We start from the raw sequence: 18,089 nt of genomic DNA, 5'->3' as shown, positions 1-18,089 counted from the left end.
GGGGGCATCGCGGCCGTGTTCAGCCGTGCGTCAGTCGCGCGCGGGCAGGGCGTCCATGGCCCGCTGGGTGACCTCGGCGACCTTGCCGAGCGCCGAGATCGTCACCACGAGGCCCTGGGCCTTGTAGTAGTCGATGATCGGCTCGGTCTCGCTGTGGTAGACCTCCAGCCGCTTGCGGACGGTCTCCTCGCTGTCGTCCTCGCGCTGGTACAGCTCGCCGCCGCAGGTGTCGCAGACACCCTCCGCGGCCGGCTGGTTGTAGATCGCGTGGAAGACGTGGCTGCTGTCCTTGCGGCAGATCCGGCGACCGGCGATCCGCTTGACCACCTCGTCCTCGGGGACCTCGAGGTCCAGCACCGCATCCAGCTTGAGGCCGTCGGCCTTGAGGATCTCGTCCAGCGCCTCGGCCTGGGCCAGGTTGCGCGGGAAACCGTCCAGCAGGAAGCCGTTCTCGGCGTCCGGCTGGTGCATGCGGTCCTTGGCCATCCCGATGGTGACCTCGTCCGGCACGAGCTGGCCGGCGCGCATGTACTCCTGGGCCTTCTGACCCAGGGGCGTGCCCTGGCTGATGTTCGCCCGGAAAAGGTCGCCCGTGGAGATGTGCGGGATGGCGAGGTTCTTGGCGAGGTACGCGGCCTGCGTACCCTTGCCGGCGCCGGGCGGCCCGACGAGGACGATTCGCATCAGCGGAGGAACCCTTCGTAGTTGCGCTGCTGAAGCTGGCTCTCGATCTGCTTCACAGTCTCAAGACCGACACCCACGATGATCAGGATGCTGGTTCCACCGAACGGAAAGTTCTGATTCGCGTTGAGTGTGACCAGTGCCACGGTGGGCACAAGGGCGATCAGACCCAGGTAGAGCGAACCCGGCCACGTGATGCGGTTCAGCACGTAGCTCAGGTACTCGGCCGTGGGACGGCCGGCCCGGATGCCCGGGATGAATCCACCATACTTCTTCATATTGTCGGCAACTTCTTCGGGGTTGAAGGAGATGGCGACGTAGAAGAACGCGAAGAAAACGATCAGCAGGAAGTACGTGACCATGTAGATCGGGTGGTCACCCTTGACCAGGTTGGCCTGCACCCAGTTCGCCCAGTCCGCCTTCGAGCCGGTGAACTGCACCAGCAGGGCCGGGATGTAGAGCAGCGACGAGGCGAAGATGACCGGGATCACACCGGCCTGGTTCACCTTGAGCGGGATGTAGGTGGACGTACCGCCGTAGGAACGGCGGCCGATCATGCGCTTGGCGTACTGCACGGGGATGCGGCGCTGAGCCTGCTCCACGAAGACCACCAGCGCGACCATGGCCAGACCGCAGAGGATCACCAGGCCGAATTCCAGCCAGCCGCCCATCAGCTTGCCCTGCATCTTGATCGCCCAGAGGGCGCCCGGGAAGCCGGCGGCGATGGACGTGAACATCAGGATGGACATGCCGTTGCCGATGCCGCGGTCGGTGATGAGCTCACCGAGCCACATGATCAGCGCCGTGCCGGCGGTCATGGTGATGACCATGACGGCAGTGGCGAAGACGGACTTGTCCGGGACGATCTGGTTTCCGACCGTGCAGTTGCCGAACAGCGCGCCGTTGCTGGCGGTCGCGACGAGTCCGGTGCCCTGCAGGATCGCCAGGGCGACGGTCAGATAGCGCGTGTACTGCGTGATCTTGGCCTGGCCCGCCTGGCCCTCCTTCTTGAGGGCCTCCAGACGCGGGATCACGACGGTGAGCAGCTGAAGGATGATGCTCGCCGTGATGTAGGGCATGATGCCGAGCGCGAAGATCGTGATCTGCAGCAGCGCACCACCGCTGAACATGTTCACGAGGCCGAAGAGGCCCATCCCGCTCTTGGCCTGGTCCATGCAGGTCTGGACATTGCGGTAGTCGACACCGGGCACGGGCACATGGGCACCGAGCCGGAAGAGCACCATGATGCCCAACGTGAACAGCAGCTTCTTGCGCAGGTCGGGCGTCTTGAACGCCCGGGCGAACGCGGTGAGCACGGTGCCTCCTGCGCCTCTCACGCAGCCACGTGAGAGGTGACGGTGTTGTGGTTCGACGAATACTTGACTGTCAAGTCCGCCCGGACACAGGCCGGGCGGCCCGGAGGCATGGGCCCCCACTGATACAGCAACAGTGCACGCCACCTTACCGGCGACCGTGCCCCCCTTGGAACGACCAACCGGGGATGCCCCTTTTGGGACATCCCCGGTTGTCAGATCAACGAACTCAGATGAGCTCGGAGACGCTGCCGCCGGCGGCAGCGATCTTCTCCTTGGCGGAGCTGGAGACGGCGTCCACCGTCACCTGCAGCGCCACGGAGATCTCGCCCTGGCCCAGGACCTTGACGAGCTCGTTCTTGCGCACCGCGCCCTTGGCGACCAGATCGGCCACCGTGACCTCGCCACCCTGCGGGTAGAGCGCGGCCAGCTTGTCCAGGTTCACGACCTGGAACTGCTTGTGGGCGGGGTTCTTGAAGCCCTTCAGCTTCGGGAGGCGCATGTGGAGGGGCATCTGCCCACCCTCGAAGCGCTCCGGAACCTGGTAACGGGCCTTGGTGCCCTTGGTACCACGACCGGCGGTCTTACCCTTGGACGCCTCACCACGACCGACACGGGTCTTGGCGGTCTTGGCGCCCGGGGCGGGCCGGAGGTTGTGGACCTTCAGCGGGTTGTTCTCCGCCATGTCAGTCGACCTCCTCAACCGTCACGAGGTGGCGGACGGTGTGCACCATGCCGCGGATCTCGGGACGGTCCTCCTTGACCACCACGTCGTTCATGCGCTTGAGACCAAGCGAACGAAGGGTGTCGCGGTGGTTCTGCTTGCTACCGATGTAGGACTTGACCTGCGTGACCTTGAGGCGAGCCATTACGCACCCGCCCCTGCACGCGCCCGCAGCAGTGCGGCGGGGGCGACGTCCTCCAGCGGCAGACCACGACGGGCGGCGATCTCCTCGGGACGCTGCAGTCCCTTGAGGGCCTCCACCGTGGCGTGCACGATGTTGATCGGGTTCGACGAACCGAGCGACTTCGACAGGATGTCGTGGATGCCGGCGCACTCGAGCACCGCTCGCACCGGGCCACCGGCGATAACACCGGTACCGGGGGAAGCAGGCTTGAGCAGCACGACACCGGCCGCCTTCTCGCCCGTGATCGGGTGAGGAACGGTGCCCTGGATACGGGGGACCTTGAAGAAGTTCTTCTTGGCCTCTTCCACGCCCTTGGCGATGGCAGCCGGAACTTCCTTGGCCTTGCCGTAACCGACACCGACCGTGCCGTCACCGTCGCCCACCACGACCAGCGCGGTGAAGCTGAAGCGGCGACCACCCTTGACAACCTTGGCGACGCGGTTGATCGCGACTACGCGCTCAACGTACGCGGTCTTCTCGGCGGCAGCGCCACCGTCGCGACCCTTCCGGTCCCGCCGCTCGCCGCCACCGGCACCGCTTCCGCGGCGCTGGGGTCCAGCCATTGGATTTACCTCTCTCTGTTACGTCCGCTAGCTCCGGAACCGGGGCTTAGAACTTCAGCCCGGCTTCGCGGGCGGCGTCCGCCAGAGCGGCAATGCGCCCGGCGTACTGGTTGCCACCGCGGTCGAACACGACAGCCTCGACGCCGGCGGCCTTGGCACGCTCGGCAACCAGGGCGCCGACCTTCTTGGCCTGGGCGCTCTTGTCGCCCTCGCCTCCGCGGATGGACGCGTCCAGGTGGGACGCCGACGCCAGGGTGTGACCCTTGAGGTCGTCGATCACCTGGGCGGTGATGCCACGGTTGGAGCGCGTCACGACGAGACGCGGACGCTCGGCCGTACCCGACAGGTTCTTGCGGATGCGGATGTGGCGGCGGGCCTTGGCGGCGCGCTTGTACGCGTCACCCTTGGCGATCTTCACACCGTATGCCATGGCTTACTTACCAGCCTTTCCGACCTTGCGGCGGATGACCTCACCCGCATACTTCACGCCCTTGGCCTTGTAGGGGTCGGGCTTGCGAAGCTTGCGGATGTTGGCGGCAACCTCGCCGACCTTCTGCTTGTCGATGCCCTCGACGCTGAGCTTGGTGGGCGACTCGACCTTGAAGGTGATGCCCTCGGGGGCCTCGACCAGGATCGGGTGGCTGTAGCCCAGGGCGAACTCCAGGTTGGAGCCCTTCGCCTGGACGCGGTAACCGACACCGCTGATCTCAAGAGCCTTGCTGTAGCCCTGGGTCACGCCGGTGATCATGTTCGCCACCAGCGTGCGGGACAGGCCGTGCAGGGCCTTGTTCTGACGCTCGTCGTTGGGACGGGTGACGTTCAGAACGCCGTCCTCGCCCTTGGCGATCGCGATGGGCGCGGCGATCTCGTGGGTCAGGGAGCCCTTGGGGCCCTTCACCACGACCGTGCGGCCATCGATGGTGACGTCCACACCAGCGGGAACCTGGATGGGCAGCTTGCCAATACGCGACATTAGCTATTCCTCCGTTCCCGATTACCAGACGTAGGCGAGGACTTCCCCACCCACGCCCTTCTTGCTGGCCTGCTGGCCGGTCAGGAGACCGTGGGACGTGGAGATGATCGCCACGCCCAGGCCGCCGAGGACCTTCGGCAGGTTGGTGGACTTTGCGTAGACCCGGAGGCCCGGCTTCGAGATCCGCTTGATGCCCGCGATGGAGCGCTCACGGTTCGGGCCGAACTTGAGGTCGACGACGAGCTTCTTGCCGACCTCGGCGTCCTCGACCTTCCAGCCGGCGATGTAGCCCTCCTGCTGCAGGATCTCGGCGATGTGCGCCTTGATCTTGCTGTGGGGCATCGCCACGGAGTCGTGGTAAGCCGAGTTCGCGTTCCGCAGACGGGTCAGCATGTCTGCGATCGGATCGGTCATGGTCATGTTTGGCCTTCGGCCTCTCTCGCCGGGGTTTCCTATGTGCGCCATCCCTCTCCCCGAACTGAGTCGGAGCGGGTGCGGCGCGGGGACCTACGGCGTAGTAAGACGGTCATGGGCGGCGGGCGCCCAACCCTTCAACTCTACGCGAGTGAAGAGCCGGGCCCCACCGTCCTTGATGCTTACCGAGAGCCCTGGTCAACCCAAGTGGGTTGTTACCAGGAGCTCTTGGTCACGCCCGGCAGCTCGCCACGGTGAGCCATCTCACGAAGGCACACGCGGCAGAGGCCGAACTTGCGGTACACGGAGTGCGGACGGCCGCAGCGGTTGCAGCGGGTGTACGCACGGACCGCGAACTTGGGCTTGCGCGCAGCCTTCGCGATCAGAGACTTCTTCGCCATCTCGGTCACGCCTCCTTGAAGGGGAAGCCGAGGTGACGAAGGAGGGCACGGCCCTCGTCGTCGTTGGTCGCCGTGGTCACCACGGTGATGTCCATACCCCGGACACGGTCGATCTTGTCCTGGTCGATCTCGTGGAACATGACCTGCTCCGTGAGACCGAAGGTGTAGTTGCCCCGACCGTCGAACTGCTTCGGGGACAGACCACGGAAGTCGCGGATGCGCGGGAGCGCGAGCGACAGGGTGCGGTCCAGGAACTCCCACATGCGGTCACCACGGAGGGTGACGTGGGCGCCGATCGGCTGGCCCTCACGCAGCTTGAACTGCGCGATGGACTTGCGAGCCTTGGTGACGGCGGGCTTCTGGCCGGTGATCGTGGTGAGGTCGCGGATGGCGCCCTCGATCAGCTTGGAGTCGCGGGCGGCGTCGCCCACACCCATGTTGACCACGATCTTGGTCAGGCCGGGAACCTGCATGATGTTCTCGTAGGAGAACTCCTCACGCAGCTTGCCGACGATCTCTTCGCGGTAGCGCAGCTTGAGACGCGGCGCGTTGGTGGTGGCAGTCATCAGATGTCCTCACCGGTGCGCTTGGCAACGCGGATCTTGTTGCCGTTCTCGTCGAAGCGGTAACCGACACGCGTGACGACCTTCTTGCCGTCCTTCTCCACGACGAGCTGAACGTTGCTCACGTGGATGGGGGCCTCGGTCGTCACGATGCCGCCGGTCTGCGAACCGCGAGCGGTCTGGCCGGCCTTGGTGTGCTTCTTGACCCGGTTGACACCCTCGACGAGGACGCGGTTCTCGCTGGGCATGGCCACGATGACCTTGCCCTGCTTGCCCTTGTCCTTACCGGTGATGACCTGGACCAGGTCGCCCTTCTTGATCTTCATCGGTTACAGCACCTCCGGCGCGAGCGAGACGATCTTCATGAACTTCTTCTCGCGCAGCTCTCGGCCCACGGGGCCGAAGATACGGGTGCCGCGGGGGTCACCGTCGTTCTTGAGAACGACAGCGGCGTTCTCGTCGAAGCGGATGTACGAGCCATCCGGACGGCGGCGCTCCTTGACGGTGCGAACGATGACGGCCTTGACGACGTCACCCTTCTTCACGTTGCCGCCGGGGATCGCGTCCTTGACGGTGGCGACGATGACGTCACCGATGCCCGCGTAGCGGCGACCCGAACCACCGAGAACACGGATGCAAAGGATCTCCTTGGCACCAGTGTTGTCGGCGACCCGAAGTCGCGACTCCTGCTGGATCACGTCTATCTCCTGATCGTCTGCCGGTTCCCGGCGGGGGCCTCAACGGATTGAGGCCCCACGCCGAGCCTGGCGGAACTTATCCGAGGGGAAACCCCCTCAGAAATTACTTGGCCTTCTCGAGGATCTCGACGACGCGCCAGCGCTTGGTGGCGGACAGCGGCCGGGTCTCCATCAGGAGGACGCGGTCGCCGACACCGGCGGCGTTCTGCTCGTCGTGCGCCTTGAGCTTGTTCGTACGGCGGATGACCTTGCCGTACAGCGCGTGCTTGACACGGTCCTCGACGGCGACGACGACGGTCTTGTCCATCTTGTCGCTGACGACGAGACCCTCACGGGTCTTGCGGAAACCGCGCTCGTTCGTCTCAGTCACATTCTTCTCGCTCATCAGGCGCTCTCCACCGTCTCGATGCCCAGCTCGCGCTCGCGCATCAGGGTGTAGATCCGGGCGATGTCCTTACGGACGGACTTGAGCCGACCGTGGTTCTCAAGCTGCCCGGTCGCCGCCTGGAAGCGGAGGTTGAACAGCTCTTCCTTGGCCTCACGGAGCTTCGCGACGAGGTCCTCGTCGTTCAGCTCACGCAGCTCGGTCGCCTTGATACCAGCGGCCATCACGACTCACCTGCCTCGCGCCGAACAATGCGGCACTTCATCGGAAGCTTGTGGGCGGCGCGGGTGAGCGCCTCCTTAGCGACCTTTTCGTTCGGGAAGGACAGCTCGAACATCACCCGACCGGGCTTGACGTTCGCGATCCACCACTCCGGAGAACCCTTACCGGAACCCATGCGGGTTTCGGCCGGCTTCTTCGTCAGCGGACGGTCCGGGTAGATGTTGATCCACACCTTGCCGCCGCGCTTGATGTGACGGGTCATGGCGATACGAGCGGACTCGATCTGCCGGTTCGTCACGTAGGCCGGGGTCAGGGCCTGGATGCCGTACTCACCGAAGGCGAGCTCGGTGCCACCCTTGGCCATGCCGTTCCGCTTGGGGTGGTGCTGCTTGCGGTGCTTGACCCTGCGAGGGATCAGCATGTCGGTCAGGCCTCCGTTCCGGTGGACTCAGCCGGAGCAGCGGCAGCGGCCTCGGCCTTGGGGGCCTCGGCAGCGGCGTTCTGCTGCGGCTTGCGGCCGCGGCCGCCACGCTCGCCACCACGGCCACCACGGGCCGGGCGGTCCTGGGCGCCACCACGCGACGGGCGGTTGCCCGCACGGGCGGCGGCGTTCTCGGCACGGACCTCGGCGATGTTCTTGACGTCGCCCTTGTAGATCCAGACCTTGACGCCGATGCGACCGAAGGTCGTCTTGGCCTCGAAGAAGCCGTAGTCGACGTTCGCGCGGAGCGTGTGCAGGGGCACACGGCCCTCGCGGTAGAACTCCGAGCGGGACATCTCGGCGCCGCCGAGACGGCCACCGCACTGGATCTTGATGCCCTTGGCGCCGGCCTTCATCGTCGACTGCATGCTCTTGCGCATGGCGCGACGGAAGGAGACGCGGGAGGACAGCTGCTCGGCGACGGCCTGGGCCACCAGCTGAGCGTCGACCTCGGGGTTCTTGACCTCGAGGATGTTCAGCTGGACCTGCTTGCCGGTCAGCTTCTCCAGCTCGCCACGGATGCGGTCGGCCTCGGCGCCACGGCGGCCGATGACGATGCCCGGGCGGGCGGTGTGGATGTCAACGCGGACGCGGTCGCGGGTGCGCTCGATCTCAACCTTCGAGATGCCGGCGCGCTCCATGCCCTTCGTCATCATGCGACGAATGGCAACGTCTTCCTTGACGTAGTCCTTGTACAGCTTGTCGGCGTACCAACGCGACTTGAAGTCGGTGGTAATGCCGAGTCGGAACCCGTGCGGGTTAACCTTCTGGCCCATTACCGGGTTCCTTCCTTGCTGCTGACGACCACGGTGATGTGGCTGGTCCGCTTGCGGATCCGGTAGGCACGGCCCTGGGCACGCGGACGGAACCGCTTCAGGGTCGGGCCCTCGTCCACGAACGCCTCGCTGATGTACAGCGACGAAGCGTCCGTGTGGTCGTAGTTGTGCGCGGCGTTGGCAATGGCGCTGTCCAGCACCTTGCCCACCGGCACGCTCGCGGCCTGCGGGGCGAAACGCAGGACCGCCTGAGCCTCCGTGGCATCCATGCCACGGATGAGGTCCACCACGCGGCGGGCCTTCATGGGCGTGACGCGGATGTACCGCGCCTGGGCCCTGGCTTCCATGGTTGTCCCTTCGGTGTCAGTCATAGTCGTTCACACCCCGCCTTTAGCGGCGCTTCGACTTGCGGTCGTCCTTGACGTGGCCGCGGAAGGTGCGGGTCGGCGAGAACTCGCCGAGCTTGTGGCCGACCATCGACTCGGTGACGAACACCGGGACGTGCGTCTTGCCGTTGTGCACCGCGAGCGTGTGGCCGAGCATGGCCGGCACGATCATGGAGCGACGGGACCAGGTCTTGATGACGTTCTTGGTGCCGGCTTCGTTCTGGGCGTCCACCTTCTTGATGAGGTGGTCGTCGACGAAGGGCCCCTTCTTGAGACTACGCGGCATCTAAACCCGCTCCTAGCGCTTCTTGTTCGTCTTGCGGCGGCGGACGATGTACTTGTTGCTCGCCTTCTTGGGAGAACGAGTACGACCCTCCTTCTGACCCCACGGGGAGACCGGGTGGCGACCACCGGAGGTCTTGCCCTCACCACCACCGTGCGGGTGGTCAACCGGGTTCATCGCGACACCGCGGACGGTCGGGCGAACGCCCTTCCAGCGCATGCGGCCGGCCTTGCCCCAGTTGATGTTCGACTGCTCGGCGTTGCCGACCTCGCCGACAGTGGCGCGGCAGCGGACGTCGACCAGGCGGACCTCACCGGACGGCATGCGCAGGTGGGCGTAGGTGCCCTCCTTCGCCAGCAGCTGCACGGAGGAACCGGCGGAGCGGGCGAACTTGGCGCCACCACCGGGACGGAGCTCGATCGCGTGGATCGTGGTACCGACCGGGATGTTGCGGAGCGGGAGGTTGTTGCCCGGCTTGATGTCGGCCGTGGGGCCGTTCTCAACCCGGTCACCCTGGCTCAGCTTCGCCGGGGCGATGATGTAGCGCTTCTCGCCGTCCGCGTAGTGCAGGAGCGCGATGCGCGCGGTGCGGTTGGGGTCGTACTCGATGTGAGCGACCTTCGCCGGCACGCCGTCCTTGTCGTGACGACGGAAGTCGATCACGCGGTAGGCGCGCTTGTGGCCGCCACCCTGGTGGCGGACGGTCACGCGACCGGTGTTGTTACGGCCACCCTTGCTGTGCAGCGGGCGGACCAGCGACTTCTCCGGCGTGGACCGCGTGATCTCGACGAAGTCGGCGACGCTGGAGCCACGACGGCCCGGGGTCGTCGGCTTGTACTTGCGGATACCCATTTCTCAGTCCTCGTCCGATTTCGGACGATCCAGACCGCCGTTAGGCGGTCGGACCGCCGAAGATGTCGATACGGTCGCCCTCGGCGAGGGTCACGATGGCGCGCTTGGTGTTGGCGCGCTTGCCGAAACCGGTCTTGGTGCGCTTGCGCTTACCCTGACGGTTGATCGTGTTGACCCCGGTGACCTTGACCGAGAAGACCGCCTCGACGGCCTGCTTGATCTGGGTCTTGTTGGCGCGCGGGTCGACGATGAACGTGTACTTGTTCTCGTCCAGCAGCGCGTAGCTCTTCTCGGAGACAACCGGCTTGACCAGCAGGTCGCGCGGGTCCGAGAACGTCTTGCTGGTGACGACGGCCTCAGTCATCAGGCCTCGCTCCCTTCGGTCTCAACGGCCTTGGGGCCAGACACGAAGGACTCGAAGGCGGCCTGGGTGAAGACCACGTCGTCGGAGACGAGCACGTCGTACGTGTTCAGCTGGCCCGGCTCCAGGATGTGAACCTGGGGCAGGTTGCGGGCGGACAGCCACGCGGCCTCGTCGGCACGCTCGACGACCAGGAGCACGTTCTTGCGCTCGCTGACCTTGCCGAGGAGGGCCTTGGCAGCCTTGGTGGACACCGCGCCGTCGACCACGCCGGACACGACGTGGATGCGGCTGTGGCGCGCCCGGTCGGTGAGGGCACCGCGCAGGGCGGCGGCCTTCATCTTCTTGGGCGTGCGCTGCGAGTAGTCACGCGGCACGGGACCGTGCACGACGCCACCACCGGCGAACTGCGGCGCGCGGGTCGAACCCTGACGGGCGCGACCGGTGCCCTTCTGGCGGTAAGGCTTGCGGCCACCGCCGCGGACCTCGCCACGGGTCTTGGTCTTGTGCGTGCCCTGACGGGCAGCGGCCAGCTGCGCGACGACGACCTGGTGGATCAGCGGGATGCTGACCTTCGCGTCGAAGATCTCCGAGGGGAGCTCGACGGTCCCGGCCTTGTCGCCTGCCGGCGAAAGGATGTCAATGGTGCTCATCGGTTACCTCAGGCCCCCTTGGCCGCGGTACGGACCAGGACGAGGCCGCCGTTCGGACCAGGAACCGCACCCTTGATCAGGAGCAGGCCCTTCTCCGCGTCAACGGCGTGGACGGTCAGGTTCTGGGTGGTGACCCGCTCGTTGCCCATGCGGCCCGCCATGCGGAGGCCCTTGAACACGCGGCCCGGGGTGGCGCAGCCACCGATGGAACCGGGGGAGCGGTGCTTGCGCTGGGTGCCGTGACCGGCGCCGAGGCCCTTGAAGTTGTGACGCTTCATGACACCGGCGAAGCCCTTGCCCTTGCTCTTGCCCGTGACGTCAACCTTGACGCCGGACTCGAACACGGCAGCGGTGATCTCCTGGCCGAGCGTGTACTCGCTGGCGTCAGCGGTACGCAGCTCCACCAGGTGGCGGCGCGGGGTGACGTCGGCCTTGGCGAAGTGACCCTTGAGGGGCTTGTTCACCTTGCGCGGGTCGATCTCGCCGAAGGCGATCTGGACCGACTCGTAGCCGTCGCTGTCGTTGGTGCGGACCTGGGTGACGACACAGGGCCCGGCCTTGACGACGGTCACCGGAACGACCCGGTTGTTCTCGTCCCAGACCTGGGTCATGCCGAGCTTCTCGCCCAGGACGCCCTTAATGTTCTTAGCCATCTCGCGCGTCACCTCAGAGCTTGATCTCGATGTCGACGCCGGCCGGCAGGTCGAGACGCATGAGCGAGTCAACCGTCTTCGGCGTGGGGTCGAGGATGTCGATGAGGCGCTTGTGCGTGCGCATCTCGAAGTGCTCGCGCGAGTCCTTGTACTTGTGCGGCGACTTGATGACGCAGTACACGTTCTTCTCAGTGGGCAGCGGCACCGGGCCCGCGACCGACGCACCAGTGCGCGTCACCGTCTCGACGATCTTCTTCGCCGAGGAGTCGATGACCTCGTGGTCGTAGGCCTTGAGCCGGATGCGGATCTTCTGTCCCGCCATGGCTACTCAGTAGTCCTGTCTCTCGTAACGCTCTGGGACTCGGCCGGCTGCGCCCGGAATCGCTTCCGAACGCGGTCCTTCCCCACTCCACCTCCGACCCACGCGGTCGGGCGTGTCGCGCCCCTTCCAGCAGATTTCCCTAAGGAAATTCCCTGATGAAGGGGGTTGTGGGGGAAAGACACCCACCGAGTGCCTGGCTGGGGCCCCGCTGACACTTCCCGGAAGATTCCCGTACTTCCGCCCCTCATAAGGGACGACGAGTACTGCGGGACTCGCTTCCAGTCCTCCCGGCGGGAGGCGCGCAGCATCGGCACTCAACCGAGCAACCTGAACAGTGTGCCATACGGTCCCGAAGAGGCGCCAATCGAAGCAGAAGACCGTACCCCGAGCGGCGCACTTGTCAAACCACCCCGCCGACATACGGGACACTATGGTCCCGAAGAGCCCGGCACCGCGGCCGTCACCCGTCCGGCGGGCACGGCCGGACCGGTCCGGCGCAGGAACGAGAAGGCTTTGTCGTGGCTTGGGCAACCCATGTCCCGCCTCCATCGTCCCCTAACACGCTGGGGCAGCCGGGGGCTGCGCGCGCTGCACGACGGGACGGAGACACTTAGTTGAACATCTCACAGCGCAGGGGCGTCTCGCGCCGGGCCGTACTCGCGGGCATCACCGCCGCGACGGCGCTGACGGCGGCCGGCTGCAGCGGCGGGAGCTCGGCCCGGGTGACCTCCCCCGACGCCATGGAGTCCGTCGACCCCAGCGCTACGCAGTCGTTCAACAACGCCAAGGGCCCCCTGCTGCTGCAGATCATGGCGCACCCGGACGACGACCTGTTCTTCATGAACCCCGACGCCCAGCACCTGGTCACCGCTGGCGTCCCCGTCGTCTCCGTCTACGTCACCGCCGGCGAGGCCGTCGGGCAGAACTGGATCCCGGGCATGCCCCCGCCCCGGGCCGACAAGGCCGCCTACTCCTCCGCCCGCCACCAGGGCCTGCGCCAGGCCTACGCCGAGATGATCGGCAAGGACAGGTTCACCCCCTGGAAGAAGTCCGTGATCGACCTTCCGGGTGGTGTCCGGGCCGAGACCAACGAGCTGACCAACGGCAGGCGCGCGGCCCGGCTGATCTTCCTCAACATCGCCATGCTCTCCACGGGCAACACCCGGCTGCCCCAGCTGTGGGAGCGCCCGTACGCCGTGATGCAGAGCATGGTGGCCGCCGGCTCGCCGTGCACCACCGTCAGCACCTACCGCCACAAGACCCTGGTGGACGCGCTCGCCGGGATCATGGCGAAGTTCGAGCCGACGGTCGTGCACACCATGGACCCCGACCCCGACTACCAGGTCCACGACGCCACCCACCCCAAGGACAACGACTACGGAGCGTGCTCGGACCACCGCGACCACACCCCGACGGCGCTGTTCACCTGGAAGGCGCTCTCCCAGTGGGTCGGCGAGACCACCCGGCGGGCCGGGCACCCGCCGCGCTTCTCGGTGAACTCCTTCCGCGGCTACTACAACCAGCGCTGGCCGCACAACCTCCCCACCGAGATCGTCACCGGCAAGCACCGCCTGGTCGAGGCCTACGGCGGCTCGCCCTCCTGGGAGTGCGGCAACACCGCCGGCTGCGGCGACTACGGCCAGGGCGGCGACCGCCCGCTGAAGAACCGCAAGGGCTGGATCCGCTCCACCCACTACCGCTACCCCGGCGCCACCGTCGTCGCGGACAGCGACCGCTCCGGCCGCCTGGAGGCCTACGGCGTCCTCGGCCTGCAGGCCGTGCGCTGGCAGGAGTCCGCCCCCGGAAGCGGCCGCTGGGGCGCGCCGCAGAACCTGGGCGGCGGGCCGCTGGCGCCCTCCCTGGCCGCCGTCAAGGACGCCAAGGGCCGGCGCCTGCTGTTCGCCCTGCGCTTCTCGGGGCTGGAGGGCCAGGGCCGGTCCAACAGCCGCGAGATCGTCGTCCTGGAGCAGCGCACCCCCGGCGGCTCCTTCAAGGCCTGGACGGGCCTGGGCAACCCCGAGCGCAAGGCCGAGCGCGGCCGCCGGGTGGGCATGCCCGCCGCCGTCGCCACCCCCGACGGCCGGGTCCACCTCTTCGTCCGCAACGCCGGCAAGGGCCTCTCCAGCCGCGTCCGCGAGCCCGACGGCACGTGGGGCAAGTGGCAGAGCCTGCACGGCCAGGAGGTCCAGGAGGGGCTGACGGCCGCCCTGGACCGGCAGAACCGCGTCCACGTCTTCGGCGTCGGCCGCGACACCGTGCACCACTGGAGCCAGGAGGCCCCCGGCAAGCCGGTGCGCCACATGCCGCTCAAGGGGCTGCCGGGCCCCGGCGGCGACCGGGTGGGTGCCGCCCTCGGCCCGGACGGCGCGCTCACCGTCGTCTACCGCACGCCGGCCGCCGCCGAGCCCGCCGCCTACCGCCTCGCCGAGGACGGCACCGGCGCCGACCGGACCACGGGAGGCGGCCTGCGCTCCTTCGCCGGATACGGGGAGCTCTCCGCGGCCACCGTCCCCCGGCGCGGCCGCACGGACTCGATGATGGTGCTCGGCCGCGCCATGAGCGGCGGGATACAGCTCACCGACGCCGAGTCCGGGGACTCCCCGCTGCTCCCGCCCACCGCCTACGTCCCCGTGGGCTCCCCGGCGCTGCTCACCGACGCGAGCCACCGGCCGTGCGCCGTGGGCCTGAGCCCGGACGCCACCCCCTGGGTGTGGCGTCCGGCGCCCGGCTCCGGCGCCTGAGGCGTCGTACGCGCCGGTTTCACCCGAATGGCCGAGGAGTCCCCCTCCTCGGCCCCCGCCACGTTCAAGCCGCCCCCCACAGGGGCAGTGGCAAGGGCGTGCGCATTCACTTCACGGGCGTCGACCTCGGCCGGATCAGGGTGGCGGCGGAGCCCGACATCATGTGGGAAACGCTGTTGGCCGCCCACATGGTCCAGACGGGCCAGGGCCCCCTGGTCTTCGGGCAATGGCGCGAGCGGATCCGCGGCCGGCTGACGGACCCCATGCGCCGGCTGCTGGCCCTGGCCCCGCCCCGGGGCTACTCCCCCGACTTCCTCACCCCGCCGGAATCCGCCGACGGCCTGCGCGACGGCCTCGACGCCATGCTGTCCCTGCCCCGCCGGACTCTGCGCCGCGACCTGGAGCTCCTGGCCCCCGAGCGCCAGGACCTGCACTTCGTGCGCGCCCTCGCCGACGGCGAGAGCGCCGCCCTGCACGCCCTGGGCGACGGCATCACCGCCTTCCACGACCTCGCGGTCCGCCCCTACCTCGGCAAGCTGCGGGAGCACATTTCGGCCGACCGGGCCGCCCGCTCGCAGTCCATGCTGCACAGCGGCGGCGAGCACCTGCTGTCCACCCTGCACCCCGCCGTGCGCTGGAACCCGCCCGTGCTGGAGGTGGCCATCCCCGGCACCAACGAGGACGTGTATCTGGAAGGGCGCGGGCTCAGGCTCGTGCCCTCCTTCTTCTGCTGGCGCGCCCCCACCGTGCTGCGGGATCCGGAGCTGCCGCCCGTGCTCGTCTACCCGGTGGTCCACGACCCCGGCTGGCTGGCGGGCGTCCACGGCCCGCGCGAGCCCCGCGGGGAGCCGCCGCTGGCCGCCCTGCTGGGCCGCACCCGGGCCGAGGTCCTGGAGGCCACCGCGCGCGGCTGCACCACCAGCGAACTGGCCCGCAAGGTGCGCATCGCCATGGCCACGGCCAGCCACCACGCCACCGTCCTGCGGGACGCCGGGCTGATCACCACGCACCGTACGAACGGCCGGGCGTACCACACCCTCAGCGTCCTGGGCCGGGACCTGCTCAACGGACGGGGGCCGCTCGCGCGGGACGGCGCGGTCTGAGCCGTGCGGCCGCCCGCGGTGCCCGGGGCCTTCGAGGACGGCTGCTGACGGGCCGTCGGATCACACCCCCTACCGTAGGCCCATGCAGCAGCCGAATTCGCCCAGCCCAGGCCGACGGCTCTTGGCCGTCAGCGACCTGCACACCGGCATGACCGACAACGTGCCCATCGCCGAATCCCTGCGCCCCACCACCGACGACGACTGGCTGATCGTGGCCGGCGACGTCGCCGAGAAGTTCGCGGACGTCGAGCGCACGCTCAAGCTGCTCGCCGGCCGCTTCGCCAAGGTCGTCTGGACCCCGGGGAACCACGAGCTGTGGACGCCGCGGACGGACCCGGTCACCCTGCGCGGCCCGGCCCGCTACGAGCGGCTGGTGGAGCTGTGCCGGGGCATGGGCGTGGTGACGCCGGAGGACCCCTGGCCGGTGTGGGAGGGCGAGGGCGGGCCGGTGGCGGTGGCGCCGCTGTTCACGCTGTACGACTACACCTTCCGCACCCCCACGGCCGCCACCAAGGAGGAGTCGCTGGCCCAGGCCCGCGCGGCGGGCATCGTGTGCACGGACGAGTACATGCTGCACACCGAGCCGTACGAGGGCGCCGACGACTGGTGCCGGGCGCGGGTGGCGGCCACCGAGGAGCGGCTGGCGGCGCACGACCCGTCCCTGCCGCTGGTGCTCGTCAACCACTGGCCACTGGTGCGCGAGCCCACGGAGGTCATGACGTACCAGGAGTTCACCCAGTGGTGCGGCACCGTCCTGACCAGGGACTGGCACACCCGGTTCAGCACCGCGGCGGTGGTGTACGGCCATCTGCACATCCCGCGCACCACCTGGTACGACGGGGTCCGGTTCGAGGAGGTCTCGATCGGCTATCCGAGGGAATGGCGGCGCCGGGGGCACCCCAAGGGGCTGCTGCGGCAGATCCTGCCGTACGTCCCGGAAGCGGACTGAGCGGACCGAGCGGACTGAACGGACCTGTCCGGGAAAAGGCGAGAGGGCCCGCACACCCGAAGGTGTGCGGGCCCTCTCAGACCGTCAAGTAAGAGAGAACTTACTTGTTGATCTTGGTGACCTGGCCGGCGCCGACGGTGCGGCCGCCCTCACGGATGGTGAAGCGCAGGCCCTCCTCCATCGCGACGGGCTGGATCAGGGACACGGTCATCTCGGCGTTGTCGCCGGGCATGACCATCTCCGTGCCCTCCTTGAGGGTCACAACACCGGTCACGTCAGTCGTACGGAAGTAGAACTGCGGACGGTAGTTGTTGAAGAACGGGGTGTGGCGGCCGCCCTCGTCCTTGGAGAGGATGTACGCCGTGGCCTCGAACTCGGTGTGCGGGGTGACCGAACCCGGCTTGATGATGCACTGGCCGCGCTCGACGTCCTCGCGCTTGATGCCACGGAGGAGCAGACCGACGTTCTCACCGGCCTGGCCCTCGTCGAGCAGCTTGCGGAACATCTCGATGCCGGTGACCGTGGTGGTGGTCTTCTCGGTCTTGATGCCGATGATGTCGACGGTCTCGTTGACCTTCAGGACACCACGCTCGATACGACCGGTGACGACGGTGCCACGACCGGTGATCGTGAAGACGTCCTCGATCGGCATCAGGAACGGCTTGTCGACGTCACGCTCGGGCTGCGGGATGTTCTCGTCGACGGCCTTCATCAGGCCGAGGAGCTTCTCGCCCCACTCCTTGTCGCCCTCCAGCGCCTTCAGCGCGGAGACGCGGACGACCGGAGCGTCGTCACCGGCGAACTCGTACTCGTTGAGGAGCTCACGGACCTCGAGCTCGACGAGCTCCAGGATCTCCTCGTCGTCCACCATGTCGGCCTTGTTCAGGGCGACGACGATGTACGGAACACCCGACTGACGGGCCAGGAGCACGTGCTCCTTGGTCTGCGGCATCGGACCGTCGGTCGCGGCGACCACGAGGATCGCGCCGTCCATCTGGGCGGCACCGGTGATCATGTTCTTGATGTAGTCCGCGTGACCCGGGCAGTCAACGTGGGCGTAGTGACGCGACTCGGTCTGGTACTCGACGTGCGCGATCGAGATGGTGATACCGCGCTGACGCTCCTCCGGGGCCTTGTCGATCTCGTCGAAAGGCGTGAAGGGGTTCAGGTCCGGGTACGCGTCGTGCAGCACCTTGGTGATCGCCGCGGTAAGAGTGGTCTTACCGTGGTCGACGTGACCGATGGTGCCGATGTTGACGTGCGGCTTAGTCCGCTCGAACTTCGCCTTCGCCACTGGGGTCCTCCTGGGAGTGGTTCTGTACGCCTTACTTCGATCGGCGCCAGGGATCTTTGCTGGGGTGCCGGCCGCCGGGGCAACCGCGGCGAAACCTTACGGTTTGCCGTGGTA

The 18,089-nt window shown here is 67.7% G+C and carries 27 protein-coding genes; 3 read left to right on the top strand and 24 right to left on the bottom strand.

Annotated elements, in window-relative coordinates; translation table 11 throughout:
- Positions 1–30 precede the first annotated feature (30 nt).
- From IE295_RS27065 to rpsJ, 23 genes are all read right to left on the bottom strand, one after another.
- A complete protein-coding gene (locus IE295_RS27065) occupies positions 31–684 on the bottom strand; it encodes an adenylate kinase (protein WP_190066384.1) in 654 nt (217 codons plus the stop codon).
- On the bottom strand, positions 684–1,997 hold the full coding sequence (gene secY / locus IE295_RS27060) for a preprotein translocase subunit SecY (protein WP_190066383.1): 1,314 nt from the start codon (positions 1,995–1,997) through the stop codon (positions 684–686). The genes IE295_RS27065 and secY overlap by 1 nt, the downstream gene beginning before the upstream one ends.
- A 226-nt stretch (positions 1,998–2,223) precedes the next feature.
- Positions 2,224–2,679, bottom strand: coding sequence for a 50S ribosomal protein L15 (rplO, locus tag IE295_RS27055; RefSeq protein WP_190066382.1), 456 nt, complete (start codon positions 2,677–2,679; stop codon positions 2,224–2,226).
- 1 nt (position 2,680) lies between these two features.
- Positions 2,681–2,863: a 50S ribosomal protein L30 gene (gene rpmD, locus IE295_RS27050; protein WP_086567281.1), complete on the bottom strand. Its 183-nt coding sequence runs from the start codon at positions 2,861–2,863 to the stop codon at positions 2,681–2,683.
- On the bottom strand, positions 2,863–3,465 hold the full coding sequence (rpsE, locus tag IE295_RS27045) for a 30S ribosomal protein S5 (RefSeq protein WP_190066381.1): 603 nt from the start codon (positions 3,463–3,465) through the stop codon (positions 2,863–2,865). The genes rpmD and rpsE overlap by 1 nt, the downstream gene beginning before the upstream one ends.
- Positions 3,466–3,511: 46 nt before the next feature.
- On the bottom strand, positions 3,512–3,895 hold the full coding sequence (gene rplR / locus IE295_RS27040) for a 50S ribosomal protein L18 (protein WP_086567285.1): 384 nt from the start codon (positions 3,893–3,895) through the stop codon (positions 3,512–3,514).
- A gap of 3 nt (positions 3,896–3,898) precedes the next feature.
- Positions 3,899–4,438, bottom strand: a complete 540-nt coding sequence (rplF, locus tag IE295_RS27035) for a 50S ribosomal protein L6 (RefSeq protein WP_190066380.1) — start codon at positions 4,436–4,438, stop codon at positions 3,899–3,901.
- Positions 4,439–4,459: 21 nt separating this feature from the next.
- Entirely contained in the window at positions 4,460–4,858 is a 399-nt protein-coding gene (gene rpsH, locus IE295_RS27030) for a 30S ribosomal protein S8 (protein WP_071964540.1), read from the bottom strand.
- A 209-nt stretch (positions 4,859–5,067) separates the two neighbouring features.
- Positions 5,068–5,253, bottom strand: a complete 186-nt coding sequence (locus IE295_RS27025; protein WP_071964550.1) for a type Z 30S ribosomal protein S14 — start codon at positions 5,251–5,253, stop codon at positions 5,068–5,070.
- A gap of 5 nt (positions 5,254–5,258) precedes the next feature.
- Positions 5,259–5,819 (bottom strand): 50S ribosomal protein L5, encoded by a 561-nt coding sequence (rplE, locus tag IE295_RS27020; protein WP_086567288.1) that lies wholly within the window; start codon positions 5,817–5,819, stop codon positions 5,259–5,261.
- Positions 5,819–6,142 (bottom strand): 50S ribosomal protein L24, encoded by a 324-nt coding sequence (rplX, locus tag IE295_RS27015; RefSeq protein WP_030368405.1) that lies wholly within the window; start codon positions 6,140–6,142, stop codon positions 5,819–5,821. The genes rplE and rplX overlap by 1 nt, the downstream gene beginning before the upstream one ends.
- 3 nt (positions 6,143–6,145) lie before the next feature.
- Positions 6,146–6,514, bottom strand: coding sequence for a 50S ribosomal protein L14 (gene rplN, locus IE295_RS27010; RefSeq protein WP_099199421.1), 369 nt, complete (start codon positions 6,512–6,514; stop codon positions 6,146–6,148).
- A 103-nt stretch (positions 6,515–6,617) separates the two neighbouring features.
- A complete protein-coding gene (gene rpsQ / locus IE295_RS27005) occupies positions 6,618–6,899 on the bottom strand; it encodes a 30S ribosomal protein S17 (protein ID WP_019888756.1) in 282 nt (93 codons plus the stop codon).
- Entirely contained in the window at positions 6,899–7,123 is a 225-nt protein-coding gene (rpmC, locus tag IE295_RS27000) for a 50S ribosomal protein L29 (RefSeq protein WP_030368408.1), read from the bottom strand. The genes rpsQ and rpmC overlap by 1 nt, the downstream gene beginning before the upstream one ends.
- Positions 7,123–7,542: a 50S ribosomal protein L16 gene (gene rplP / locus IE295_RS26995; RefSeq protein ID WP_030368409.1), complete on the bottom strand. Its 420-nt coding sequence runs from the start codon at positions 7,540–7,542 to the stop codon at positions 7,123–7,125. The genes rpmC and rplP overlap by 1 nt, the downstream gene beginning before the upstream one ends.
- A gap of 5 nt (positions 7,543–7,547) precedes the next feature.
- Positions 7,548–8,378, bottom strand: coding sequence for a 30S ribosomal protein S3 (gene rpsC / locus IE295_RS26990; protein ID WP_095580665.1), 831 nt, complete (start codon positions 8,376–8,378; stop codon positions 7,548–7,550).
- Positions 8,378–8,725 (bottom strand): 50S ribosomal protein L22, encoded by a 348-nt coding sequence (gene rplV, locus IE295_RS26985; protein WP_031012097.1) that lies wholly within the window; start codon positions 8,723–8,725, stop codon positions 8,378–8,380. Before rplV ends, rpsC begins: the two co-directional genes overlap by 1 nt.
- A gap of 43 nt (positions 8,726–8,768) precedes the next feature.
- On the bottom strand, positions 8,769–9,050 hold the full coding sequence (rpsS, locus tag IE295_RS26980; RefSeq protein ID WP_030368412.1) for a 30S ribosomal protein S19: 282 nt from the start codon (positions 9,048–9,050) through the stop codon (positions 8,769–8,771).
- Between the two features lie 12 nt (positions 9,051–9,062).
- Positions 9,063–9,899: a 50S ribosomal protein L2 gene (rplB, locus tag IE295_RS26975; protein ID WP_190066379.1), complete on the bottom strand. Its 837-nt coding sequence runs from the start codon at positions 9,897–9,899 to the stop codon at positions 9,063–9,065.
- Between the two features lie 40 nt (positions 9,900–9,939).
- The gene (rplW, locus tag IE295_RS26970; RefSeq protein ID WP_030368414.1) at positions 9,940–10,263 is read right to left on the bottom strand and encodes a 50S ribosomal protein L23; all 324 of its coding nucleotides are present in this window, start codon (positions 10,261–10,263) and stop codon (positions 9,940–9,942) included.
- Positions 10,263–10,913, bottom strand: a complete 651-nt coding sequence (gene rplD, locus IE295_RS26965) for a 50S ribosomal protein L4 (protein WP_190066378.1) — start codon at positions 10,911–10,913, stop codon at positions 10,263–10,265. The genes rplW and rplD overlap by 1 nt, the downstream gene beginning before the upstream one ends.
- A gap of 8 nt (positions 10,914–10,921) precedes the next feature.
- Positions 10,922–11,566, bottom strand: a complete 645-nt coding sequence (gene rplC, locus IE295_RS26960; protein ID WP_086567349.1) for a 50S ribosomal protein L3 — start codon at positions 11,564–11,566, stop codon at positions 10,922–10,924.
- Positions 11,567–11,579: 13 nt separating this feature from the next.
- Positions 11,580–11,888 carry a 30S ribosomal protein S10 gene (gene rpsJ / locus IE295_RS26955; protein WP_003948644.1) on the bottom strand — a complete coding sequence of 103 codons (309 nt, stop codon included), beginning with the start codon at positions 11,886–11,888 and terminating at the stop codon, positions 11,580–11,582.
- Between the two features lie 614 nt (positions 11,889–12,502).
- Between rpsJ and IE295_RS26950 the strand changes: the two genes are divergently transcribed.
- From IE295_RS26950 to IE295_RS26940, 3 genes are all read left to right on the top strand, one after another.
- Positions 12,503–14,629, top strand: a complete 2,127-nt coding sequence (locus tag IE295_RS26950) for a PIG-L family deacetylase (RefSeq protein ID WP_190066377.1) — start codon at positions 12,503–12,505, stop codon at positions 14,627–14,629.
- Between the two features lie 98 nt (positions 14,630–14,727).
- Positions 14,728–15,732: an ArsR/SmtB family transcription factor gene (locus tag IE295_RS26945; RefSeq protein ID WP_224323507.1), complete on the top strand. Its 1,005-nt coding sequence runs from the start codon at positions 14,728–14,730 to the stop codon at positions 15,730–15,732.
- An 82-nt stretch (positions 15,733–15,814) separates the two neighbouring features.
- Positions 15,815–16,681, top strand: coding sequence for a metallophosphoesterase family protein (locus IE295_RS26940; protein ID WP_190066376.1), 867 nt, complete (start codon positions 15,815–15,817; stop codon positions 16,679–16,681).
- A 100-nt stretch (positions 16,682–16,781) separates the two neighbouring features.
- On the opposite strand, the gene tuf is transcribed toward IE295_RS26940, so the two are convergent.
- Positions 16,782–17,975, bottom strand: a complete 1,194-nt coding sequence (gene tuf, locus IE295_RS26935) for an elongation factor Tu (RefSeq protein WP_190066375.1) — start codon at positions 17,973–17,975, stop codon at positions 16,782–16,784.
- Between the last annotated feature and the right edge of the window lie 114 nt (positions 17,976–18,089).

This window comes from Streptomyces griseocarneus, from assembly GCF_014655595.1.
Taxonomy (GTDB): domain Bacteria; phylum Actinomycetota; class Actinomycetes; order Streptomycetales; family Streptomycetaceae; genus Streptomyces; species Streptomyces griseocarneus.
Note: the sequence above shows the minus strand (reverse complement) of the source record. Positions and strands in the feature narration are given on the sequence as shown.